The organism is uncultured Piscinibacter sp. (genome assembly GCF_937952055.1).
GTDB lineage: Bacteria > Pseudomonadota > Gammaproteobacteria > Burkholderiales > Burkholderiaceae_C > Piscinibacter.
This window is the reverse complement of sequence record NZ_CALFYO010000033.1, coordinates 52,828-73,286: the sequence shown is the minus strand read 5'-3', so window position 1 is coordinate 73,286 and position 20,459 is coordinate 52,828. Positions and strand designations below refer to the sequence as shown.

Genomic DNA, 20,459 nt, shown 5'->3' with positions numbered 1-20,459 from the left:
TACTGCCAGCGCGAACTATGCCAGGGCTCGGCCGATGAGGATCTTCTGCACGTCCGAGGTGCCTTCGTAGATCTGGCAGACGCGCACGTCGCGGTAGATGCGTTCGACGGGGAAATCGCTCACGTAGCCGTAGCCGCCCAGCGTCTGGATGGCCGCGCTGCACACCCGTTCGGCCATCTCGCTGGCGAACAGCTTGGCCATCGCGGCCTCCTTCAGGCAGGGCCGGCCGGCGTCCTTCAGGCTGGCGGCGTGGTGGATGAGCTGCCGCGCCGCCTCGATCTGCGTGGCCATGTCGGCGAGGCGGAACTGCACGGCCTGGTGCTCGAAGATCGGCTGGCCGAAAGCGACGCGCTCCTTCGAATAGGCCAGCGCCGCCTCGAAAGCCGCACGGGCCATGCCCAGGCTCTGGGCGGCGATGCCGATGCGCCCGCCTTCCAGTCCCGACAGCGCGATCTTCAGGCCCTGGCCTTCCTCGCCGATCAGGTTCGCGGCCGGCACGCGGCAATTCTCGAACAGGATCTGCGCGGTGTCGCTGCTGTGCTGGCCCATCTTCTCCTCCAGCCGCGCCACTGTGTAGCCCGGCGTGGCGGTCGGCACGATGAAGGCGCTGATACCCTTCTTGCCGGCGGCCTTGTCGGTCACGGCCATGACGATGGCCACGTCGCCATGCTTGCCGCTGGTGATGAACTGCTTGACGCCGCTGAGCACGTAGTCGCCGCCGTCGCGCACGGCGGTGGTCTTCAGTCCGTCGGCCTGCGAGCCCACATGCGGCTCGGTCAGGCAGAACGCGCCGAGCATCTCGCCGCGCGCCAGGGGCTTCAGCCAGCGCTCCTTCTGAACGTCGTCGGCCCAGGCCATCAGGATCGAGCAGACCGGGCAGTTGTTGACGCTCACCACGGTGGAGGTTCCGCCGTCCCCGGCGGCGACCTCCTCGAGGATGATCGCCAGCGCCAGGTAGTCCAGCCCCGCGCCGCCCCAGGCTTCGGGCACGGCCACGCCGTAGCAGCCGAGTGCCGCCAGGCCGCGCAGTTCTTCGGCGGGGAAGTGGTGCTGCTTGTCCCAGCGCGCCGCGTTCGGGGCGATCTGCTCCTGCACGAAGGCGCGCACGGCCTCCTGCACGGCACGGTGGTCGTCGCTCAACAGCATGGTCGTCTGCTCACCAGTCGATGGGCGTGCCATCGTGATTCAGGAAGCGGCCTTTGTCGGCCGCGGTCAGGCCGGCAAGCGTACGGCGCATGTTGCGCACGCTGTCGGCCACGTCGAGGTCGGCGCCGGCACCGCCCATGTCGGTGCGCACCCATCCCGGGTGGAAGCTGACGCACACCGCCTTGCCGGCCAGTGCCAGCGAGGCGTCCTTCAGCACCGAGTTCAGCGCCGCCTTCGAGGCACGGTAGAGCCAGCCGCTGCCGCCGGCACGTTGGCCGATCGAGCCCATGCGCGAGGAGACCACCGCCAGCGTCGCGCCCGGGGCCAGTGCCTCGGCGATCTGCGGCAGCACGCACATCGCGCCGAACACGTTGGTGTGCATCACCGCATCGAAGTCGGCGACGCTCGGCGGCTGCATCCCCTGCGTGCGCGGGCCGTAGACGCCGGCGTTGAGCAGCACCAGGTCGAAGGCCGTGCCGTCGATCTGGCAGGCCAGGTGCGATGCGCTTGCGGCGCTGGCGACGTCCAGCGCGATGGCCCTGGCGCCCTGCCTGCGCAGGTGCGCCAGCGCCTCCTCGCTGCGCGCGGTGGCGGTGACCTGCCAGCCGTCGGCAAGGCACTGGCGCACGAACTCGGCGCCGATGCCGCGCGAGGCGCCGACGATCAGCGCATGGCTCATGTCAGCCGTTCGGGCTCGTCACAGCAGTTCGACGGCCAGCGCCGTCGCCTCGCCTCCGCCGATGCACAGCGCCGCCACGCCCCTCTTCTTGCCCTGCTTGCGCAAGGCACCGAGCAGCGTGACGACGATGCGTGCGCCCGAGGCACCGATCGGGTGGCCGAGCGCACAGGCGCCGCCGTGCACGTTGACGATCTCGTGCGGCAGCTTGAACTCGGCCATCGCCGCCATGGTCACCGCGGCGAACGCCTCGTTGACTTCCCACAGATCGACGTCCTTGGCCGCCCAGCCGGCCTTGGCGAGGACCTTCTGGATCGCGCCCACCGGCGCGGTGGTGAACCACTCCGGCGCCTGCGCATGCACGGCGTGCGAGACGATGCGCGCGACCGGCTTGACGCCCAGCTGCTTCGCCGTCGACTCGCGCATCATCACCAGCGCGGCCGCACCGTCGGAGATGCTCGACGAGGTGGCGGCGGTGATCGCGCCGTCCTTCTTGAAGGCAGGCTTCAGCCCGGGGATCTTGTCGAGCTTGGCCTTGAAGGGCTGCTCGTCGAACTTGACCACCGTGTCGCCGGCCTTGCCGGGCAGCGTGACCGGCGCCATCTCCCAGTCGAAGCTGCCATCCTCGTTGGCCTTCTTGCTGCGCTGGGTGGAAGAGATCGCGAACTGGTCCATCGCCTCGCGCGTGAAGCTGTACTTGCCCACGCACTGCTCGGCGAACACGCCCATCGCCTTGCCGCGCTCGTAGGCGTCCTCCAGGCCGTCCAGCGCCATGTGGTCGTAGACCGCGCTGGCGCCGTACTTGATGCCCTTGCGCGCGAACATCAGGTGCGGCGCGTTGGTCATGCTCTCCATGCCGCCGGCGACCATCACGTTGGCGCTGCCCGCGGCGAGCATGTCGTGCGCGAACATCATCGCGCGCATGCCGGAGCCGCACATCTTGCTGAGCGTCACGGCGCCGCTCGAATCGGGCAGGCCGGCCTTGCGCATCGCCTGTCGCGCCGGCGCCTGGCCCTGGCCGGCCATCAGGCAGTTGCCGAACAACACCTCGTCGACGGCATCGCCGGGCACGCCGGCGCGCTCGACGGCCGCCTTGATCGCGACGGCGCCCAGTTCCCAGGCGGCGAGATTGGAGAAATCGCCCAGCAGGCCGCCGATCGGCGTGCGGGCAGCGGAAACGATGACGATGGGGTCGGACATGGCAGGCTCCTTGCGGGTCAGGTCGTGAAGAGGGATATGCCGCGCTCCTCCTGCGCGACACGCTTGATGTAAGTCTGGAACTCCGGATCCTCGCCGCGCAACAGCAGCGGCAAGGCATTGAAGAAGTCGTCGCGGCGGCACCACTCGCGCATGTAATCGTCCCACGAGTTCCAGCGTCGCTGCTCGGTGGGCGACATCTGCTCCTTGTGCGCCACGAGGTGGGCGCGCTCGAACAGCGAGATCAGCATATCGAAGATCACCAGCATGCGCTCATTCTGCTCGGGCGTCGGGTCGGGCAGCGCGGTGTTGGTGCGCAGCTGCAAGTCGGCGTTGTCGAGCACGATGCGCAGGAACTCGTTGTAGGCGTCGGAAAGGTGCTGGTACGCCTCCTCCTCCTCGTTCTCGCGCTCCTTGCGCTGTTCGACGAGGAACACCCAGACCGCGAACGGCAGCGCCACCACGGTCACCGCGTAGCTGGCGATCTCGAAGGTTTCGCGCCAGTCCATCTCAGTGGCGCCCGGCCGCTCCGAAGCCACCGAACTCCTCTTCGGGGGGGAGCGAACGAAGTGAGCTTGGGGGCTTCATTTCTTCAGATTCCGGCCTCCACCGCCTCGGCCTCGCTGTGGCGGTGGCGGCGGAAGCGCTTGCCCTGCTCGTAGGGGAACACGTCGTGCACGTGCCCGGCGAGGATGCGATCCTTGTGGCCCTGCCAGAACGCCACGTCGAGCAGGTCGGCATGGTGCTTCATGAACACCTCGCGCACCGCCGCGTTGCCGAGCAGGAAGGGGCCGAAGGTCTCGGGAAAGACGTCGCGTGGGCCGACGTGGTACCACACCTCGCCGGACATCTCCTCCTCCTCGTTGCGCGGCTCGGGCACGCGGCGGAAGCTGCAGTCGGTGAGGTACTCGATCTCGTCGTAGTCGTAGAACACCACTTTGCCGTGGCGCGTGACGCCGAAGTTTTTCCACAGCATGTCGCCGGGGAAGATGTTGGCGCGCACCAGGTCCTTGATGGCGTTGCCGTACTCGACCACCGCATGTTCGAGCTGATGGGCGTTGGCCTCCTGCAGGTAGATGTTCAGCGGGATCATGCGCCGCTCGATGTAGAGGTGGCGGATCACCAGCGTGTCGCCGTCCTCCTCGATCAGGCTTGGGCAATAGTGCTTCAGCTCGGCGATCAGCTCGGGCTCGAAGCGTGCCATGGGGAAGGCGACGTTGCTGTACTCGAGCGTGTCGGCCATGCGGCCGCCGCGGTCGTGCGTCTTCACCAGCAGGTACTTGCTCTGGATGATCTCGCGCGAGGTCTCCTTCGGCGGCGGGAAGAAGTCCTTGATGACCTTGAAGACGTAGGGATAGCTCGGCAAGTCGAACACCAGCATCACCATGCCCTTGATGCCCGGCGCGATGCGGAAGTGGTCGCTGCTGTGGCGCAGGTGGTAGAGGAAGTCGCGATAGAAGATGTTCTTGCCCTGCTTCTGCAGGCCGATGGCGTTGTACAGCTCGCTCTTCGGCTTGCGCGGCATCATCGAGCGCAGGAACTGCACGCAGGCCGAGGGCACCTCCATGTCGACCATGAAGTAGGCGCGCGCGAAGCTGAACAGCATCAGCAGGTCGTCCTCGCCGAACAGCGCCGCGTCGATGGCGAGCTGCCCGTGCGGCGTGTGCAGGATGGGCAGCGCGAACGGCATCTCGTTGAAGCCGTTGATGATCTTGCCGACCGCGTACGCGCCCTTGTTGCGATAGAACAGCGAGGACAGCACCTGCAGCTGGAAGTTCGCGCGCATGCGGAACTCGCCCAGGCGCGAGATCACCGCGGCAAGCACGTGGTCGACGTCGCGTCCGAGGTCCTCGAACTCGCGCTCGAGCTGGAAGTTGTCGATCACGCGCAGCAGCGTGTCGCGCAGCGTGTCCTTGCTCGGGTAGTAGGCACGGTAGGTCGGCAGCGAGGCCGGCTCGTCGTTCTCGATGTACTCGGTGCTGACCGCCGGCCGCACGAAGATGAAGTCGTTGTTGAAGTAGCTGCGGTGCAGGATCTTCGTCGTCACCGAGTTGAAGAAGGTCTCGGCGAGCTCGGGCTGGTGGTGATTGGTGAGCAGGCCGATGTAGTGGAGCTTGACCTGGTGCCACACGTCCATCGAGAGGCTGCTCACCTGGAACTCGGTCTGCAGCCGCTCCGCCGCCTCCTCCACGCGCTTGTCGTAGAACTCGATGCGCTCGCGCTGCGCGCGCTGCTGGCCATGCCAGTCGGCCTGTTCGAAGCGCTTCTTGGCCGCCGCGCTGGTCTCGCGGAACAGCCGGTAGTGGCGGTTAAAGCCCTCGAGCAGCGCCTGGGCGATGTCGAAGCCGCGCGAATCGGTCAGGCGTGTGGGAAACATCGCGGCGCCTCGTCAGGGTCGGCCGTTCTTGCGGATCGCGTCGTAGCGCGTCTTGATCGCGCCGAGCGCGAGGCCGTAGGCGGCGGCGACATCGGCGGCATCGGCCACCGTCATCTTCAGGTCGTCGATCAGACCGTTGTGCAGGCCGTAGACCCAGCCGTGCACCACCACCGACTGGCCGCGCGCCCAGGCGTCCTGCATCACCGTCGTCTCGCACACGTTGAGCGACTGCTCGAGCACGTTCAGCTCGCACAGCGCCTTGTGCGCCAGCGCCTCGTCGCCGATGCCGTCCAGCCAGGTGCGGTGCTTGTGGCGCACGTCCTGCACGTGGCGGATCCAGTTGTCGGCCAGGCCGATGCGCTGGTTGCGCAGTGCCGCCAGCACGCCGCCGCAGCCGTAATGGCCGACGACCATGATGTGCTGCACCTTCAGCATGTCGATGGCGAACTGGATCACCGACAGCGCGTTGAGGTCGGAGTGCACGACGACGTTGGCGACGTTGCGGTGCACGAACACGTCGCCCGGCAGCAGGCCGAGGATCTCGTTGGCCGGCACGCGGCTGTCGGCGCAGCCGATCCACAGGTACTGCGGCGCCTGCTGGGCGAGCAGCCTCGTGAAGAAGCCGGGGCTGCGGCGTTCGGTCTCGGCCGCCCAGCGGCGGTTGCTTTCGAAGAGTTCGTCGAGATGGGTGCTCATGCGGGCAGTTTACGCAGCCGGCCGCTTCACATCGTCTCGGCGAACAATTCTCGTCCGATCAGCATGCGGCGGATCTCCGAGGTCCCGGCCCCGATTTCGTACAGCTTGGCGTCGCGCCACAGGCGGCCGAGCGGGTACTCGTTGATGTAGCCGTTGCCGCCGAAGATCTGGATGCCTTCGCCAGCCATCCAGGTGGCCTTCTCGGCGCACCAGAGGATGACGCTGGCGCAGTCCTTGCGGACCTGGCGCACGTGCTCGGCACCGAGCAGGTCGAGATTCTTGCCCACCGTGTAGCAGAAGGCCCGTGCCGCCTGCAGCACGGTGTACATGTCGGCCACCTTGCCCTGAATGAGCTGGAACTCGCCGATGCTCTGGCCGAACTGCTTGCGGTCGTGGATATAGGGCACCACGTTGTCCATCACCGACTGCATCAGGCCGATCGGCCCGGCGGCGAGCACCGCGCGCTCGTAGTCCAGCCCCGACATCAGCACCTTGGCGCCGCCGTTGACCGCGCCCAGCACGTTGCCCGCCGGCACTTCGACGTTGTCGAACACCATCTCGCCGGTGTGGCTGCCGCGCATGCCGAGCTTGTCGAGCTTCTGCGCCGTCGAGAACCCCTTCATGCCCTTCTCGACGATGAAGGCGGTCACGCCGCGCGCGCCCATCTCCGGCTCGGTCTTCGCGTAGACGACCATGGTGTCGGCGTCCGGACCGTTGGTGATCCACATCTTCGTGCCGTTGAGCAGGTAGTAGCCGCCCTTGTCCTGCGCCTTCAGCTTCATGCTGATGACGTCGGAGCCGGCGCCCGGTTCGCTCATCGCCAGCGCGCCGACATGCTCGCCGCTGATCAGCCGGGGCAGGTACTTGCGCTTCTGCACTTCGTTGCCGTTGCGCTTGATCTGGTTGACGCACAGGTTGCTGTGCGCGCCGTAGGACAGGCCGACCGAGGCGCTGGCGCGGCTGATCTCCTCCATGGCGATCATGTGCGCGAGGTAACCCATGCCGGCGCCGCCGTATTCCTCGGGCACGGTGATGCCGAGTACGCCGAGCTCGCCCATCTTGCGCCACAGGTCCATGGGGAACTGGTCGGTGGCGTCGATCTCGGCAGCGCGCGGCGCGATCTCGGCGTCGGCGAAGGCGCGCACCGCATCGCGCAGCGCGTCGATGTCCTCGCCGAGCTGGAAGTTGAGTCCGGGCAGGTTCATGGGGCGTGTCTCCTCAGTGTTTCAGCGCTTCGCGGCCGCGCACCGTCATCACGGTCGCGGTCATGGTGGCGATCAGCTTCTCGTTGCCGCCGTCCTCGTCATGCTGCGTCGCGCGGCCATCGACCACGCTGATCGTGCGGCCCGGCTTGATGACGGCGCCCTCGAAGCGGAAGCGCGGCCCGCGCGCTGGCGCCAGCAGGTTGATCTTGAACTCGATGGTGAGCACCGCGGCGTCGTCGGGCATCAGTGAAAACGCCGCATAGCCACAGGCCGAATCGAGCACGGCCGACACCATGCCAGCGTGGATGAAGCCGTGCTGCTGCGTCAGCGCCTCCTGGTGCGCCATCGCCAGCACCACGCGGCCGGGCTGCACCGACTCGAGCGTCGCGCCCAGCGTGGCCATCGCGGCCTGGCGGGCGAAGGAGTCGCGCGTGCGCTGCGCGTAGCCGTCGTCGTGGGGCTTCATCGGACTCTCCCGCGCACGGACGGGTACCGCCGCTGCGCGATTTACGTTTACGTAAACGTCAATCATAGCGGATGCACGCTTCTTGCTGTGCATGCCTACACTTCCGCCGCCGCCCACCGGCGGTGCACAAGAAGTCCAATCGTCTCGAGGAGAACCCATGAGCCTGTTTCCGCAATGGCGAGAAGTCGCCGCCACCCCCGGCGCCGTGGTCGCGCCCGACGAACGCCTTCCCTGGCCGCAGACCGCGGCGCTGGGCGTGCAGCACGTCATCGCGATGTTCGGCGCCACCGTGCTGGCACCCATCCTGATGGGCTTCGACCCCAACGTCGCCATCCTGATGAGCGGCATCGGCACGCTGATCTTCTTCGTGCTCGTCGGCGGCCAGGTGCCCAGCTACCTGGGTTCGAGCTTCGCCTTCATCGGCGTGGTCATCGCTGCCACCGGCTATGCCGGCCCGGGGGCGAACGCCAACCTCGGCGTGGCGCTCGGCGGCATCGTCGCCTGCGGCATGCTGTACACGCTCATCGGGCTGCTGGTGATGGGCATCGGCACGAAGTGGATCGAATCTCTGATGCCGCCTGTGGTCACCGGTGCGGTGGTCGCGGTGATCGGCCTGAACCTCGCCGGCATCCCGGTGAAGAACATGGCGCCGACGGGCTTCGATGCCTGGATGCAGGCGGTCACCTTCCTCAGCGTCGGCCTCGTGGCGGTCTACACCAGCGGCATGACGCAACGCCTGCTGATCCTCGTCGGCCTGATCGCGGCGAGCGTCGTCTACGCGATCCTCACCAACGGCCTGGGGCTGGGCAAGCCGATCGACCTGAGCGGCGTGGCCAGCGCGGCCTGGTTCGGCGCGCCGGACTTCGCCGCACCGGTGTTCGACGGCAAGGCGATGCTGCTGATCGCACCGGTGGCGATCATCCTCGTCGCGGAAAACCTCGGCCACATCAAGGCGGTCAGCGCGATGACCGGCCGCGACCTCGACCGGTACATGGGCCGCGCCTTCGTCGGCGACGGCGTGGCGACGATGGTCTCGGGCGCCTCGGGCGGCACCGGCGTCACCACCTATGCCGAGAACATCGGCGTGATGGCGGCCACCAAGATCTACTCGACGGCGATGTTCGTCGTCGCCGCGCTGATCGCCGTTCTGCTCGGCTTCAGCCCGAAGTTCGGCGCGCTGATCCAGGCCATCCCGCTGGCGGTGATGGGCGGCGTGTCGATCGTCGTGTTCGGCCTGATCGCCGTGGCCGGCGCGAAGATCTGGGTCGACAACAAGGTCGACTTCTCGAACAACACCAACCTGATCGTCGCCGCCGTCACGCTGGTGCTGGGCACGGGCGACTTCACGCTGAAGTTCGGCGGCTTCGCCCTCGGCGGCATCGGCACCGCCACCTTCGGCGCGATCCTGCTGCACGCCATCCTGCGACGGCGCGGCTGAAGCGGGTTGCGGCGCGGTTCAGCCGGATCGGCGGCGCTCGCCCTCGGCGAGCAGCCGTCGCGCTTCCTTCTCGTGCGCGCGCACTTCGTCGAGCGTGGCGTTGAGGTCGGCCATCTGCTGCTCGAGCTGCGCGCGATGCGCCGTCAGCACGACAAGGAATTTCTTCAGCTGCGGCTGGGTGTCGCGCGGCGACTCGTACATGTCGACGAGTTCCTTCACCTCGGCCAGCGTCAAGCCGAGGCGCTTGCCGCGCAGCGTGAGCTTGAGCCGGGTGCGGTCGCGCGCCGTGTAGACGCGGTTGCGCCCGCTGCGCTGCGGCGTGATCAGCCCGCAGTCCTCGTAGAAGCGGATCGCGCGCGTGGTCAGGTCGAACTCGCGCGCCAGCTCGCCGATGGTGTAGGTCACGCCGGCGTTCGACGACGCTTGGGCGACAGCGGGGGGCGGCATGGCGACTTACACTGGCTCGATTGACGTTTACGTCAAGTGTAGCGAAGCCGGCCGCCCATGAACCCTGACGAACGACAACTCGACTACCCCTTCGGCGACGCCCTGCCTCAGCCCGGCACGGCGCGGGAAGTGGCGCCCGGCGTGCGCTGGCTGCGCATGCCGCTGCCGTTCGCACTGGACCACATCAACCTGTGGCTGCTGCGCGACCGCGACGAGGCCGGCCACGAGGGCTGGTCGATCGTCGACTGCGGCATCAGCAGCGACAGCACGCGCGCCGCCTGGGAGCAGGTGTTCGCGAACGAGCTGCAGGGCCTGCCGGTGCTGCGCGTGATCGTCACCCACATGCACCCCGACCACATCGGCCTCGCCCACTGGCTCACCGAGCGCTGGGGCGTGCGTCTGTGGATCAGCGCCACCGACTTCAACGCCGCACGCCTGGCCAGCCAGTCGACCACCGGCTTCGGCGGAGAGAGCGCGGCGGCCTTCATGGCCAGCCACGGACTGACCGACCCCGATGCGGTGGAGAAGGTGCGCAGGCGCAGCAACTACTACGCCAGCATGGTGCCGCAGGTGCCGTCGCGCTTTCGCCGGCTGATGGACGGCGACGTGCTGCGCATCGGCGATCATGCGTGGCGCTGCCACGCCGGCTATGGCCATGCGCCGGAGCACATCTCGCTGCACTGCGAGGCGCTGGGGGTGCTGATCAGCGGCGACATGGTGCTGCCGCGCATCTCCACCAACGTCAGCGTGATCGACCTCGAGCCGGAGGCGAATCCGCTGCCGCTGTACCTCGCGTCGATCGAGCGCATGCGCGCCCTGCCGGCCGGCACGCTGGTGCTGCCGTCGCACGGCAGGCCCTTCCGCGGCCTGCACGCGCGCATCGGCCAGCTGGTGGCGCACCACGACGAGCGCTTCGCCGACCTGCGCGCCGCCTGCGTCCAGGCGCCACAGACGGCAGCGAGCCTGCTGCCGGTGCTCTTCAGGCGCCCGCTCGACCTGCACCAGACGACCTTCGCGATGGGTGAATCGATTGCCCACCTGCACGCGCTGTGGCTGCGCGGGCAGCTGCGGCGCGAACTCGGGGCGGACGGCGTCTACCGCTTCTCGCCGGCCTGAAGCCTCACACCAGCCAGGCCACGGCGAACACGCCGATCATCAGGAAGACCAGCACCACCTTCACCACGGTGCCGAGCAGCTGGCCGATCCAGGTGGCTACGCCGACACGCGCCGCCTGGCGGCCCGCCGTCGCGTGCTCGGCCGGGCTGGCGAAGCCGCCGTTGCGGCGGTGCTGGTGCCAGTATTCGCCGGCCATCGCGCCGGCCAGCGGCATGAACAGCAGGCCGACGAAGCCCATCAGGATGCCCAGCACCGTGCCGATCGCCGCGCCCGCCACCGCCGCGGGGCTGGCGCCAGCCTTCTTCGCGCCGAGCAGCGCGGCGACGAAGTCGGTCGCCCAGGCGAGCACGGCGAGCAGCGCGACGAAGCCCACCGTCCATCCCGACACCTTGGCGAAGCCGTCGATCCAGGCGCCCAGCACCACGCCGGCGAGCACGAGGATCGCACCGGGCAGCACCGGCAGGATCACCCCCGCCACGCCCACCACCATCAGTGCGATCGCCAGGACCCACCACCAGGGATTGGCCGAGACCAGCGTGACCGTTTCCACCATCGCATCGACTCCTGCCGGGCACCGACCCGGGAGGCCTGCAGATGGAGGCCGCGAGGCGCATCTCAAGCGCCGCGCGCCATGCGCTCAGTCGAACGCCGGCAGCACGTCGTCCTTGAGCTGGCCGCGCGCCTGCTCGTAGTCGGGCATCACCGAGCGCACCACGTCCCAGAAGCGCGGGCTGTGGTTCATCTCGCGCAGGTGGGCGAGCTCGTGGGTGACGACGTAGTCGATCGTCGGCAGCGCGAAGTGCACCAGCCGCCAGTTGAGGCGGATCGAGCCGTCGGCGCTGGCGCTGCCCCAGCGCGTCTGCGCCGACGACAGCGCGAGCCGCGTGCAGCGCACGCCGAGCCTGTCGGCGAAGTGGCGCACGCGCTCCTCGAAGACTCGGCGGGCCTGGCGCTGCAGCCAGCTCTGCACCGCGTCGCGGATCTGCTCGGGCAGTGCGGTGTGCGGCAGACCGACATGCAGCGTCAGTCGCGGCACGCCCGGCAGCGACTGCGCATCGGCATTGAGCAGCGCACCGGTGGCGCGCGGGTCGAGCACCACGATCACCGTCTCGCCGAGGAAGGGCACGGCGGCGCCGTCGCGCCAGTCGATGCGCGCCTGCAACTGGCGCTGTGCGCGATCCTGCTGCTCGCGCAGCTTGCGCAGGATCCAGTCGGCCTTCTCCCGGAGCGCCGCCTCGATGTCGCCGATGCCGACCCAGCGCGGTGCGTTCACCGCCAGCCCCTCGGCGCCGACGACGAAGCCGATGGTGCGGCGCCGCGCCCGCCGCAGCGCGTAGGCCACGAGGTGCTCGCGCAAGCGGATCTCGCGCTCGGCCTGCGGGTGGCGGAAGATCGCCGCGGCCGGCGCCGTGACGGGCGCGGCCGCCGGCGCGGCAGGCGCCGGCGACGGCGACGGCGACGGCGGCGTCGCGGGGGCGGAGAGCTCCGGCACCGCCACGTCGAACAGCGAGAGCTGCTGGGCTGAGGCGGGTGCGGCGCGGCGCGGCATGAGCGCGAAGTTTACGGTGCCGGCGCCGGCTTCGCCTCGTGCACGTACGCCTCGGGGTCGAGGCGGCGCATCTCGGCCTCGATCCAGCGCTCCACTTCGCGCATCAGCTCGTCGGGCTCGCGGCCCTCGGCGGGAATCGGCCTGCCGATCGAGACGTCGATGACGCCTGGACGCAGCACGAAGCTCTTGCGCGGCCAGCAACGCGCCGAGGTCACGGCGATCGGCACCACGGGCACGCCGGTCGTCACCGCCAGCCGCGTGGCACCGCTCTTGTAGGGGCCCTGGCTGCCGCGCGGCGTGCGCGTGCCTTCGGGGAACATGATCACCCAGTGGCCGTCGGCCATGAAGCGCCGGCCCTGCTCGGCCACCTTGTTCCACGCCTCGGTGCGGCGACTGCGGTCGATGTGGATCATGTCCAGCCGGCCCATCGCCCAGCCGAAGAAGGGGATCATCAGCAGCTCGCGCTTGAACACGTAGCACAGCGGCCTGGGCATCAGCGTCGGGAAAGCGAAGGTCTCCCAGGTCGACTGGTGCTTCGGGCAGAGGACCACCGCTCCGTCGGGCAGGTTCTCCCAGCCCAGGATGCGATGGCGCACACCGCAGATCACGCGCGCGCCCCAGATCGCCATGCGCAGCCAGATCATGGTGAACCAGTAGAGGCGATCGCCGCGCACGAAGATCGAGTAGACCAGCACCAGGAGGGCCCACGGCACCACCGTCAGCGCGAGCCAGACCACGTAGAGGGCCGAACGCAGCACGCTCATGAGTCGAGCGTGCCGGTGACCGGGCGCGACGCGCGATCGCGCGCGATCAGCCACTCGGCGAAGGCGTCCAGGCTGGCATGCACACGCGTGCCCGGGATCTGCGCGCACAGCGCTGCCAGTTGGGCATCTCCCATGCGCTCGGGAGCGGCCTTGCCGGTGCGCACCAGGTGCGGTTCGCAGCCCACCTCGACGCCGGCCTGCAGGTCGCGCAGCACGTCGCCGACCACCTGCACCTCGGTCAGGTCGACCGCGAAGCGCTCGCCGATCTGGCGGAACAGGCCGGGCTGCGGCTTGCGGCAGTCGCAGTGGTCTTCGGGCGTGTGCGGACAGAAGAACACCGCATCGATGCGGCCGCCATGCTTGGCGAGCATCTGGTGCATCTTCAGATGCATCGCGTTGAGCGTTGCCATGTCGAACAGCCCACGGCCGATGCCGGACTGGTTGGTCGCCACCACGGTGTGCCAGCCGTTGTGATTCAGCCGCGCGATCGCCTCCAGCGCGCCGGGGATGGGCACCCATTCCTCGGGCGACTTGACGTAGTCGTCGCGGTCCTCGTTGATGGTGCCGTCTCGGTCGAGGATGACGAGCTTCATCGCGTGGGCGTGGTGTGCCGCCATGTCAGGCCGCCAGCTTGGAGAGGTCGGCGACGCGGTTCATCGCGGCGTGCAGCCGGGCCAGCAGGCCGAGCCGGTTGGCACGCAGCCGCGGGTCGTCGACGTTGACCATCACCGTGTCGAAGAAGGCATCGACCGGCGCCTTCAGCGCGGCCAGTGCCTGCAGCGAGGCGGTGTAGTCGCCGGCCTCGAAGGCACGCTCGGAGCGCGGCGCCACCGCCTCCAGCGCATCGGCGAGGGTCCGCTCGGCGGGCTCGGCGAACAGCGTGGCGTCGGTCACCGGCGCGACCTTCTCCTCGCTCTTCTTGAGGATGTTGCCGACGCGCTTGTTTGCGGCGGCAAGCGGCTGCGATTCCGGCAGTGCCTTGAAGGCGCGCACCGCATCGAGCCGCCTGGGGAACTCGGCCCAGCGCGGCGGGCGCGCCTCGACCACCGCCTCGACGTCCTGCACCTGGTAGCCCGCCTCGCGAAGGTAGCCGACCAGCCGCTCGCGCAGGAAGTAGTTCAGCTCGGCATGGGCCTGGCCGTGCCCGGCAGGGAAGGCGGCGAAGGCGATCGAGACCAGATGCGCCAGCTCCAGCGGCAGCTCGCGTTCGATCAGCATGCGGATCAGGCCGAGCGCGTGGCGACGCAGCGCGAACGGGTCCTTGTCGCCGGTGGGCACCTGACCGATGCCGAACAGGCCGGCCAGCGTCTCCAGCTTGTCGGCCAGCGCGACGGCCAGGCCGACGGCATTGCGCGGCAGGTCATCGCCGGCGAAGCGCGGCTTGTAGTGGTCCTCGATGGCGAACGCGATGTCCTCGGCCAGGCCGTCGTGGCGTGCGTAGTAGCCGCCCATGATGCCCTGCAGCTCGGGAAACTCGCCCACCATGTCGGTGAGCAGGTCGGCCTTGGCGAGTTGCGCGGCCTGATCGGCCTGCCGCGCCATCACTTCGCCGCCCAGCGCCCGGCCGATCTCGGCGGCGACGCGGCGCACCCGCTCGACACGCTCGCCCATGCTGCCCAGCTTCGCGTGGTAGACCACCTTGGCGAGGCCGTCGACACGCGAGGCGAGCGTGCGCCGCCGGTCCTGGTCGAAGAAGAACTTTGCATCGGCCAGGCGCGGTCGCACCACGCGCTCGTTGCCGCCGATCACGCGGCTGGCGTCCGCGGGCCGGATGTTGCTGACGACGAGGAACTTGCTGGTCAGGCGGCCGTCGGCACCGAGCAGCGGGAAGTATTTCTGGTTCGCCTTCATCGTCAGGATCAGGCATTCCTGCGGCACCGCGAGGAAGTCCGGCTCGAACTGACACAGCAACACATTGGGCCGCTCGACCAGCGCGGTGACTTCGTCGAGCAGCGCCTCATCCTCGATCGGCCTGAGGCCCTCCTTCGCCGCCGCGACGTTGAGCTGGCGCAGCAGCTCGCCATGGCGATCGGCGAAGCCGGGGATCACGCCGCCCTGCTCTTCCAGCTGGCGCGCGTAGTGGTCCGCGTCCAGCAGCGCGACGGGGTCCATCTGTGCCTCGAAACGGTGGCCGCGCGTCTGCCGGCCGGCTTCCAGGCCCAGCGCCTTCACCGGCACGACGTCGGCGCCATGCAGCGCGACCAGCCCATGGGCCGGGCGCACGAAGTTCACGCTGGTCCAGCCGTCGGCGAGCTGGTATTGCATCACCTTGGGGATGGGCAGCGCGGCGAGCGCGTCGTCGAGCGCCTTCTGCAGGCCTTCGGCGAGCGTCGCGCCCTTGACGGTGCTGTCGAGGAACAGCGCCTCGGACTTGCCGTCGAGCTGGCGCTTGAGCTTCGGCACCACCGCGGCGTCGGCTCCCAATGCGGCGAGCTTCTTCAGCAGTGCCGGCGTGGCCTGGCCATCCGCCGAGAGGGCCACGGCCACCGGCATCAGCTTCTGCGACACGCTGCGGTCGGCCGCATGGGCCAGCACGGACGAGACATGCACCGCCAGCCGGCGCGGCGAGGCAAACGGGGTCACTGCGGAGTGCTCGCCCGCCAGGCCCTGCGCACGCAAGCTCTTGGCCAGATCGGCCGCGAAGGACTCGCCCAGCTTTTTCAGCGACTTCGGCGGCAGTTCCTCGACGAACAGTTCGACGAGCAGGTTCTTCGTGTTCGACATGGTGCTCAGGCCGCCTTCTTCTGTTCGAGCTGGGCGGCGACTTCGTCGGCCCAGGCCTTCGGCGCCATCGGAAAGCCCAGGCGCGCGCGGCTGTCGAGGTAGCTTTGCGCCACCGCGCGGGCGAGGTTGCGGATGCGGCCGATGTAGGCGGCGCGCTCGGTGACGCTGATCGCGCCGCGCGCGTCGAGCAGGTTGAAGGTGTGCGCCGCCTTGAGCAGCTGCTCGTAGGCGGGCAGCGCGAGCTGGCGCTCCATCAGGTACTTCGACTGTCCTTCGTGCGCGCCGAAGGCGGTGAGCAGGAAGTCGACGTCGCTGTGTTCGAAGTTGTAGGTGCTCTGCTCGACCTCGTTCTGGTGGTACACGTCGCCGTACTTCAGGTCTGCCGTCCACTGCAGGTCGTAGACGTTGTCCACCCCCTGCAGGTACATCGCCAGCCGCTCCAGGCCATAGGTGATCTCGCCGGTGATCGGCTTGCAGTCGATGCCGCCGACCTGCTGGAAATAGGTGAACTGCGTCACCTCCATGCCGTTGAGCCAGACCTCCCAGCCCAGGCCCCAGCAGCCCAGCGTGGGATTCTCCCAGTCGTCCTCGACGAAGCGGATGTCGTTGACCTTGAGGTCGAATCCCAGCGCCTCCAGCGAACCGAGGTAGAGCTCGAGGATGTTCGCCGGTGCCGGCTTGAGCACCACCTGGTACTGGTAGTAGTGCTGCAGCCGGTTCGGGTTCTGGCCGTAGCGGCCGTCCTTGGGGCGGCGGCTGGGCTGCACGTAGGCGGCCTTCCACGGCTCGGGGCCGATGGCGCGCAGAAAGGTCGCCGTGTGGCTGGTGCCGGCGCCGACTTCCATGTCGTAGGGCTGCAGCAAGGCGCAGCCCTGGGCTGCCCAGTAGTCTTGCAGACGGAGGATGAGTTGCTGGAAGGTGAGCATGGCGGGCCGCGGAGGTCGACCCGCGATTTTACGGGGCGGCCCTGCGGCGCGCGGCCCCGCCCAGCACCGCGAGCGCTAGCAGGAGGGCCGGCCACAGGCCGAAGCGCGATGCCCAGAGCGCGAACGGCGTGCTGCCCTCGCGCCCCTGCACCCGCCCTTCCAGCACGCCGCGGGTGTGGGGTTCGAGCCCGTGGCGTACCGCGCCGTGGTGGTCGATCACCACCGTCGCGCCGGTGTTCGTGGCGCGCAGCATCGGCCGCTGCAGCTCCAGGCTGCGCAACCGAGAGATGTGCAGGTGCTGATCGACGGCGATGGTCCGGCCGAACCAGCCGATGTTGCTCAGGTTGGCGAGGATCGTCGGCGCGGCGTCGGGGTCACGGAAGCGCGCCGCGAGCTCCTCGCCGAACAGGTCCTCGTAGCAGATGTTGGGCGCCACGCGCTCGCCCTTCACGGCAAAGGACGCCGCCACCAGCGGCCCGCGGTTGAAGTCGCCCAGCGGGATGTTCATCATCTCGGTGAACCAGCGGAACAGGCGCGGGATGAACTCGCCGAAGGGCACGAGGTGCTGCTTGTCGTAGCGGTAGAGCGGCTGACCCGGCGCAAAGCCGGCGGCGGAGTTGGTGTAGCCCGTGCGCTCGTCGCCCAGCGGCACGCCCACCAGCGCCGCTGTCCCGCCTTGGGCAAAGCGGGCCTGCAGGCCTTCCCAAAGGCCCTCGGGCATCTGCTGCGGCAGGAAGGGGATGGCCGTCTCGGGCGCCATCACCAGGTCGCCGCGTGCCGCGGCAAGCGCGCCGAGGTGCCATTCCAGGGCAGCAGCCTGGTGGGTGCTCTCGAACTTCTGGTCCTGCGGGATGTTGCCCTGCAGCAACGTGACCGAGAGCGTGCCGCTGGGCCGCGTGAACTCGGGCACGCCCAGCAGCGCCGGGCCGGCCAGCAGAACGAGTGGCAGGCCGACGCCGCGCAACCAGGAGGCGGCCGAGCGGTCCGGCTGCAGCGCCGCGAGCGCGGCGACGAACGCCGCCACCGCCCCCATGCCGTACACGCCGATCCACGGCGCCCAGGCCGCCAGGGGCCCGTCGACATGGGCATAGCCTGCGGCCACCCAGGGGAAGCCGGTGAAGAGCACGCCGCGCGCCAGCTCGGCGAGCAGCCAGACGGCGGCGAAGATCGAGGCGTCGCCGATCGGGCGGCCGCGCCGCCAGCGTGCGAACGCGGCCAGCGCGGCGGCCAGGTAGAGCGACAGGAAGGCCGCCAAGGCGAGCACCGCCGCCGCCGCCATCCAGGCCGGCAGCCCGCCGTAGCGGTGCATGCTGATGAACAACCACCAGGTGCCAGCCGCCACCCAGGCCGTGCCGTAGGCCGCACCGAGCAGCGCGGCCCGTCCCGGCGATGCATGCCGGGCACGCCAGGCCAGCAGACCGATGCAGGCGATCTGCAGCCACCACATCTCGGTGCGGACAAAGGCCAGCGTCTGCAGCGCGCCCAGCGCCAGCGCGGCCAGCAATTCCAGCGGCCAGGGCCAGGCGCGGGCGGGCATCAGGCGCCGTCGGAGCCGGGCGCCTCTGCCGGCGCGCGCGTCACCTTGAACCAGCGTACGGCGCCGCCGCGCGTGAGCATCACGGTGAACACCAGCGGGCCGACCTGCGTCGACTCGCCGCGCCGCGGCACGCGCCCCAGTTCGTGGGCGACCAGGCCGCCGATGGTGTCGAACTCCTCGGCGGGGAGTTGCGTGCCGAAGACCTCATTGACCGCGTCGATGGAGGCGTCGCCGGCGACGCGCTGGCTGCCGTCGGCGAGGGTGTAGACGCCCGACTCGCCGTCCTTCTCGTCGAACTCGTCCTCGATCTCGCCGACGATTTCCTCCAGCACGTCCTCAATGGTGATGAGCCCGGCCGTCGCGCCGAACTCGTCGATCACGATGGCCAGGTGGTTGCGGTTGGAGCGGAAGTCGCGCAGCAGGTCGTTCAGCCCCTTGGACTCCGGCACGAACACCGCCGGGCGCAGCAGGGTGCGCAGGTTCAGCTCGGGTGCACGCTGCAGCTTCAGCAGGTCCTTGGCCATCAGGATGCCGATGACGTTCTCGCGCTTCCCCTCGTAGACCGGGAAGCGCGAATGCGCGGTGGCGATGACGGTGTGCAGCAGTGCCTCGTAGGGCGCGTCGATGTCCAGCAGGTCCATGCGCGGCGCAGCCACCATCACGTCGCCGGCAGTGAGCTCGGCCATGCGCAGCACGCCCTCCAGCATCACGCGCGATTCGGGCGAGATCAGCTCGCGGTTCTCGGCGTCGGCCAGGGTGGAGATCAACTCGTCGCGCGAGTCGGGGCCGGGCGAGACGAACTCGACCAGCTTTCGAAACAGCGTCCGCCGCTCGGCGGCTGGGGGCGCTGACCGCTCGCCGAAGCGTGACGGGCGCGCGGGATGAGGATCGGACATCGCGCGGGCGCGAGGAGGGAGTTCCGGGAGGTCAAGCTTAACCGAAGGCGTGTGACAGCTGGCATGCCCCTCGCTTGACAGGCCCGAAGGCTTGAACCACAGTCACGGCCCCCCAACTGGGGCGCTTTCGCAACGCTTCCGAGGTTTCCGCTCCATGGCTCTCATTCCTGCCACCATCCTGACCGGCTTCCTGGGCTCGGGCAAGACCACCCTGCTCAAGCGCGTGCTCACCGAGGCGCACGGACAGAAGATCGCGGTGATCGAGAACGAATTCGGTGACGAGAACATCGACAACGAGATCCTCGTCCACGACACCCAAGAACAGATCATCCAGCTCAACAACGGCTGCGTCTGCTGCACCATCCGCGAGGACCTGCGCACCACGCTGTCCGACCTGGCCACCCGAAAGCGCAAGGGCGAGATCGACTTCGAGCGCGTGGTCATCGAGACCACCGGCCTGGCCGACCCTGGTCCGGTGGCGCAGACCTTCTTCATGGATGACGAGATCGCCGAGAGCTACCTGCTCGACTCCATCCTCACGCTGGTCGACGCCAAGCACGGCGACGGCCAGCTCGACAGCCGTCAGGAGGCGCGGCGCCAGATCGGCTTCGCCGACCAGATCTTCATCAGCAAGACCGACCTGGTCGACGACGCCACCGTCGACGCGCTGATCCACCGCGTCAAGCACATGAACCCGCGCGCCCCCCAGCGCAAGGTGAACTTCGGCGAGGTGCCGATCGCGGAGGTGTTCGACCTGCGCGGCTTCAACCTGAACGCCAAGCTCGACATCGACCCGGAGTTCCTCTCCGGCGACGGCCATGCTCACGAGCACCACGACCATGACCATGAGCACGGCGAGCATTGCGACCACCCGCACCACCATCATCACGACGACGACGTGAAGTCCTTCGTGTTCCGCTCCGACCGGCCCTTCAACCCAGCCAAGCTGGAAGACTTCCTCGGCGCCATCGTGCAGGTCTACGGGCCCAAGATGCTGCGCTACAAGGGCGTGCTCCACATGAAGGGCAGCGACCGCAAGGTGATCTTTCAGGGCGTGCACCAGCTGATGGGCAGCGACCTGGGGCCCAAATGGGCCCCGGGCGAGAAGAAGACCAGCAAGATGGTGTTCATCGGCCTGGATCTACCCCGCGACGTATTCGTGCAGGGCCTTGAGCAGTGCCTGGCCTGAATCGTCAATTTCCGACGGAATCCACATGGCTACAATCCGCCGCGCCTGAAACCGGGCCCAGCCGTCGCCCGCGCCTTGCGGACGGGGTATAACCGTCGATGCGAGGAGAC

At 68.8% G+C, this 20,459-nt stretch carries 20 protein-coding genes; 3 read left to right on the top strand and 17 right to left on the bottom strand.

The genetic code is table 11. From position 1 onward, the window contains the following. Window positions 1–15: 15 nt before the first annotated feature. The 8 genes from Q0599_RS24340 to Q0599_RS24305 form a co-directional block, all read right to left on the bottom strand. Window positions 16–1,146, bottom strand: a complete 1,131-nt coding sequence (locus Q0599_RS24340; RefSeq protein WP_298835288.1) for an acyl-CoA dehydrogenase family protein — start codon at window positions 1,144–1,146, stop codon at window positions 16–18. Window positions 1,147–1,156: 10 nt separating this feature from the next. Then, on the bottom strand, window positions 1,157–1,825 hold the full coding sequence (locus Q0599_RS24335; protein WP_298835287.1) for an SDR family oxidoreductase: 669 nt from the start codon (window positions 1,823–1,825) through the stop codon (window positions 1,157–1,159). An 18-nt stretch (window positions 1,826–1,843) separates the two neighbouring features. After that, a complete protein-coding gene (locus Q0599_RS24330) occupies window positions 1,844–3,022 on the bottom strand; it encodes an acetyl-CoA C-acyltransferase (protein ID WP_298835286.1) in 1,179 nt (392 codons plus the stop codon). Between the two features lie 17 nt (window positions 3,023–3,039). Continuing rightward, window positions 3,040–3,528, bottom strand: a complete 489-nt coding sequence (locus tag Q0599_RS24325; protein ID WP_298835285.1) for a hypothetical protein — start codon at window positions 3,526–3,528, stop codon at window positions 3,040–3,042. Window positions 3,529–3,611: 83 nt separating this feature from the next. Continuing rightward, complete coding sequence (aceK, locus tag Q0599_RS24320) at window positions 3,612–5,396, bottom strand: bifunctional isocitrate dehydrogenase kinase/phosphatase (RefSeq protein ID WP_298835284.1); 1,785 nt, start codon at window positions 5,394–5,396, stop codon at window positions 3,612–3,614. A 12-nt stretch (window positions 5,397–5,408) separates the two neighbouring features. Further along, entirely contained in the window at window positions 5,409–6,092 is a 684-nt protein-coding gene (gene can, locus Q0599_RS24315) for a carbonate dehydratase (protein WP_298835283.1), read from the bottom strand. A 26-nt stretch (window positions 6,093–6,118) separates the two neighbouring features. Then, window positions 6,119–7,297 (bottom strand): isovaleryl-CoA dehydrogenase, encoded by a 1,179-nt coding sequence (locus tag Q0599_RS24310; protein ID WP_298835282.1) that lies wholly within the window; start codon window positions 7,295–7,297, stop codon window positions 6,119–6,121. A gap of 13 nt (window positions 7,298–7,310) precedes the next feature. After that, window positions 7,311–7,763 (bottom strand): PaaI family thioesterase, encoded by a 453-nt coding sequence (locus Q0599_RS24305; protein WP_298835281.1) that lies wholly within the window; start codon window positions 7,761–7,763, stop codon window positions 7,311–7,313. 157 nt (window positions 7,764–7,920) lie between these two features. On the opposite strand from Q0599_RS24305, the gene Q0599_RS24300 reads away from it, so the two are divergent. Then, on the top strand, window positions 7,921–9,201 hold the full coding sequence (locus Q0599_RS24300) for a solute carrier family 23 protein (RefSeq protein WP_298835280.1): 1,281 nt from the start codon (window positions 7,921–7,923) through the stop codon (window positions 9,199–9,201). A gap of 18 nt (window positions 9,202–9,219) precedes the next feature. On the opposite strand, the gene Q0599_RS24295 is transcribed toward Q0599_RS24300, so the two are convergent. Beyond that, window positions 9,220–9,648, bottom strand: a complete 429-nt coding sequence (locus Q0599_RS24295) for a MerR family DNA-binding transcriptional regulator (RefSeq protein WP_298835279.1) — start codon at window positions 9,646–9,648, stop codon at window positions 9,220–9,222. A 57-nt stretch (window positions 9,649–9,705) separates the two neighbouring features. Between Q0599_RS24295 and Q0599_RS24290 the strand changes: the two genes are divergently transcribed. Continuing rightward, a complete protein-coding gene (locus Q0599_RS24290) occupies window positions 9,706–10,764 on the top strand; it encodes an MBL fold metallo-hydrolase (RefSeq protein ID WP_298835278.1) in 1,059 nt (352 codons plus the stop codon). A gap of 4 nt (window positions 10,765–10,768) precedes the next feature. Here the strand turns inward: Q0599_RS24290 and Q0599_RS24285 are convergent, their stop codons facing one another. The 8 genes from Q0599_RS24285 to Q0599_RS24250 all read right to left on the bottom strand — a co-directional run bounded on the left by Q0599_RS24285 (window position 10,769) and on the right by Q0599_RS24250 (window position 19,160). Beyond that, window positions 10,769–11,317, bottom strand: coding sequence for a DUF456 domain-containing protein (locus Q0599_RS24285; RefSeq protein WP_298835277.1), 549 nt, complete (start codon window positions 11,315–11,317; stop codon window positions 10,769–10,771). An 84-nt stretch (window positions 11,318–11,401) separates the two neighbouring features. Beyond that, window positions 11,402–12,313, bottom strand: coding sequence for a M48 family metallopeptidase (locus tag Q0599_RS24280; RefSeq protein WP_298835276.1), 912 nt, complete (start codon window positions 12,311–12,313; stop codon window positions 11,402–11,404). An 11-nt stretch (window positions 12,314–12,324) separates the two neighbouring features. Continuing rightward, window positions 12,325–13,077: a 1-acyl-sn-glycerol-3-phosphate acyltransferase gene (locus tag Q0599_RS24275; protein ID WP_298835275.1), complete on the bottom strand. Its 753-nt coding sequence runs from the start codon at window positions 13,075–13,077 to the stop codon at window positions 12,325–12,327. Next, window positions 13,074–13,670 carry a D-glycero-beta-D-manno-heptose 1,7-bisphosphate 7-phosphatase gene (gene gmhB / locus Q0599_RS24270; protein WP_298835274.1) on the bottom strand — a complete coding sequence of 199 codons (597 nt, stop codon included), beginning with the start codon at window positions 13,668–13,670 and terminating at the stop codon, window positions 13,074–13,076. The genes Q0599_RS24275 and gmhB overlap by 4 nt, the downstream gene beginning before the upstream one ends. A gap of 25 nt (window positions 13,671–13,695) precedes the next feature. Beyond that, window positions 13,696–15,801 (bottom strand): glycine--tRNA ligase subunit beta, encoded by a 2,106-nt coding sequence (gene glyS / locus Q0599_RS24265; RefSeq protein ID WP_298835273.1) that lies wholly within the window; start codon window positions 15,799–15,801, stop codon window positions 13,696–13,698. A gap of 5 nt (window positions 15,802–15,806) precedes the next feature. Further along, window positions 15,807–16,727, bottom strand: coding sequence for a glycine--tRNA ligase subunit alpha (glyQ, locus tag Q0599_RS24260; protein ID WP_298835272.1), 921 nt, complete (start codon window positions 16,725–16,727; stop codon window positions 15,807–15,809). A 28-nt stretch (window positions 16,728–16,755) separates the two neighbouring features. After that, the gene (gene lnt / locus Q0599_RS24255) at window positions 16,756–18,264 is read right to left on the bottom strand and encodes an apolipoprotein N-acyltransferase (RefSeq protein ID WP_298835271.1); all 1,509 of its coding nucleotides are present in this window, start codon (window positions 18,262–18,264) and stop codon (window positions 16,756–16,758) included. Next, window positions 18,264–19,160 (bottom strand): HlyC/CorC family transporter, encoded by an 897-nt coding sequence (locus tag Q0599_RS24250; RefSeq protein WP_298835270.1) that lies wholly within the window; start codon window positions 19,158–19,160, stop codon window positions 18,264–18,266. The genes lnt and Q0599_RS24250 overlap by 1 nt, the downstream gene beginning before the upstream one ends. A 154-nt stretch (window positions 19,161–19,314) precedes the next feature. On the opposite strand from Q0599_RS24250, the gene Q0599_RS24245 reads away from it, so the two are divergent. Then, a complete protein-coding gene (locus Q0599_RS24245; protein WP_298835269.1) occupies window positions 19,315–20,349 on the top strand; it encodes a GTP-binding protein in 1,035 nt (344 codons plus the stop codon). The last annotated feature ends 110 nt before the right edge of the window (window positions 20,350–20,459 follow it).

Coding starts and splice junctions, on each gene's coding strand:
- Q0599_RS24340 (WP_298835288.1), bottom strand. CDS start 1,146: ATGCTGTTGAGCGACGACCACCGTGCCGTGCAGGAGGCCGTGCGCGCC.
- Q0599_RS24305 (WP_298835281.1), bottom strand. CDS start 7,763: ATGAAGCCCCACGACGACGGCTACGCGCAGCGCACGCGCGACTCCTTC.
- Q0599_RS24285 (WP_298835277.1), bottom strand. CDS start 11,317: ATGGTGGAAACGGTCACGCTGGTCTCGGCCAATCCCTGGTGGTGGGTC.
- Q0599_RS24280 (WP_298835276.1), bottom strand. CDS start 12,313: ATGCCGCGCCGCGCCGCACCCGCCTCAGCCCAGCAGCTCTCGCTGTTC.
- can (WP_298835283.1), bottom strand. CDS start 6,092: ATGAGCACCCATCTCGACGAACTCTTCGAAAGCAACCGCCGCTGGGCG.
- Q0599_RS24330 (WP_298835286.1), bottom strand. CDS start 3,022: ATGTCCGACCCCATCGTCATCGTTTCCGCTGCCCGCACGCCGATCGGC.
- gmhB (WP_298835274.1), bottom strand. CDS start 13,670: ATGAAGCTCGTCATCCTCGACCGAGACGGCACCATCAACGAGGACCGC.
- glyQ (WP_298835272.1), bottom strand. CDS start 16,727: ATGCTCACCTTCCAGCAACTCATCCTCCGTCTGCAAGACTACTGGGCA.
- aceK (WP_298835284.1), bottom strand. CDS start 5,396: ATGTTTCCCACACGCCTGACCGATTCGCGCGGCTTCGACATCGCCCAG.
- Q0599_RS24290 (WP_298835278.1), top strand. CDS start 9,706: ATGAACCCTGACGAACGACAACTCGACTACCCCTTCGGCGACGCCCTG.
- Q0599_RS24335 (WP_298835287.1), bottom strand. CDS start 1,825: ATGAGCCATGCGCTGATCGTCGGCGCCTCGCGCGGCATCGGCGCCGAG.
- lnt (WP_298835271.1), bottom strand. CDS start 18,264: ATGCCCGCCCGCGCCTGGCCCTGGCCGCTGGAATTGCTGGCCGCGCTG.
- glyS (WP_298835273.1), bottom strand. CDS start 15,801: ATGTCGAACACGAAGAACCTGCTCGTCGAACTGTTCGTCGAGGAACTG.
- Q0599_RS24325 (WP_298835285.1), bottom strand. CDS start 3,528: ATGGACTGGCGCGAAACCTTCGAGATCGCCAGCTACGCGGTGACCGTG.
- Q0599_RS24245 (WP_298835269.1), top strand. CDS start 19,315: ATGGCTCTCATTCCTGCCACCATCCTGACCGGCTTCCTGGGCTCGGGC.
- Q0599_RS24300 (WP_298835280.1), top strand. CDS start 7,921: ATGAGCCTGTTTCCGCAATGGCGAGAAGTCGCCGCCACCCCCGGCGCC.
- Q0599_RS24275 (WP_298835275.1), bottom strand. CDS start 13,077: ATGAGCGTGCTGCGTTCGGCCCTCTACGTGGTCTGGCTCGCGCTGACG.
- Q0599_RS24250 (WP_298835270.1), bottom strand. CDS start 19,160: ATGTCCGATCCTCATCCCGCGCGCCCGTCACGCTTCGGCGAGCGGTCA.
- Q0599_RS24295 (WP_298835279.1), bottom strand. CDS start 9,648: ATGCCGCCCCCCGCTGTCGCCCAAGCGTCGTCGAACGCCGGCGTGACC.
- Q0599_RS24310 (WP_298835282.1), bottom strand. CDS start 7,297: ATGAACCTGCCCGGACTCAACTTCCAGCTCGGCGAGGACATCGACGCG.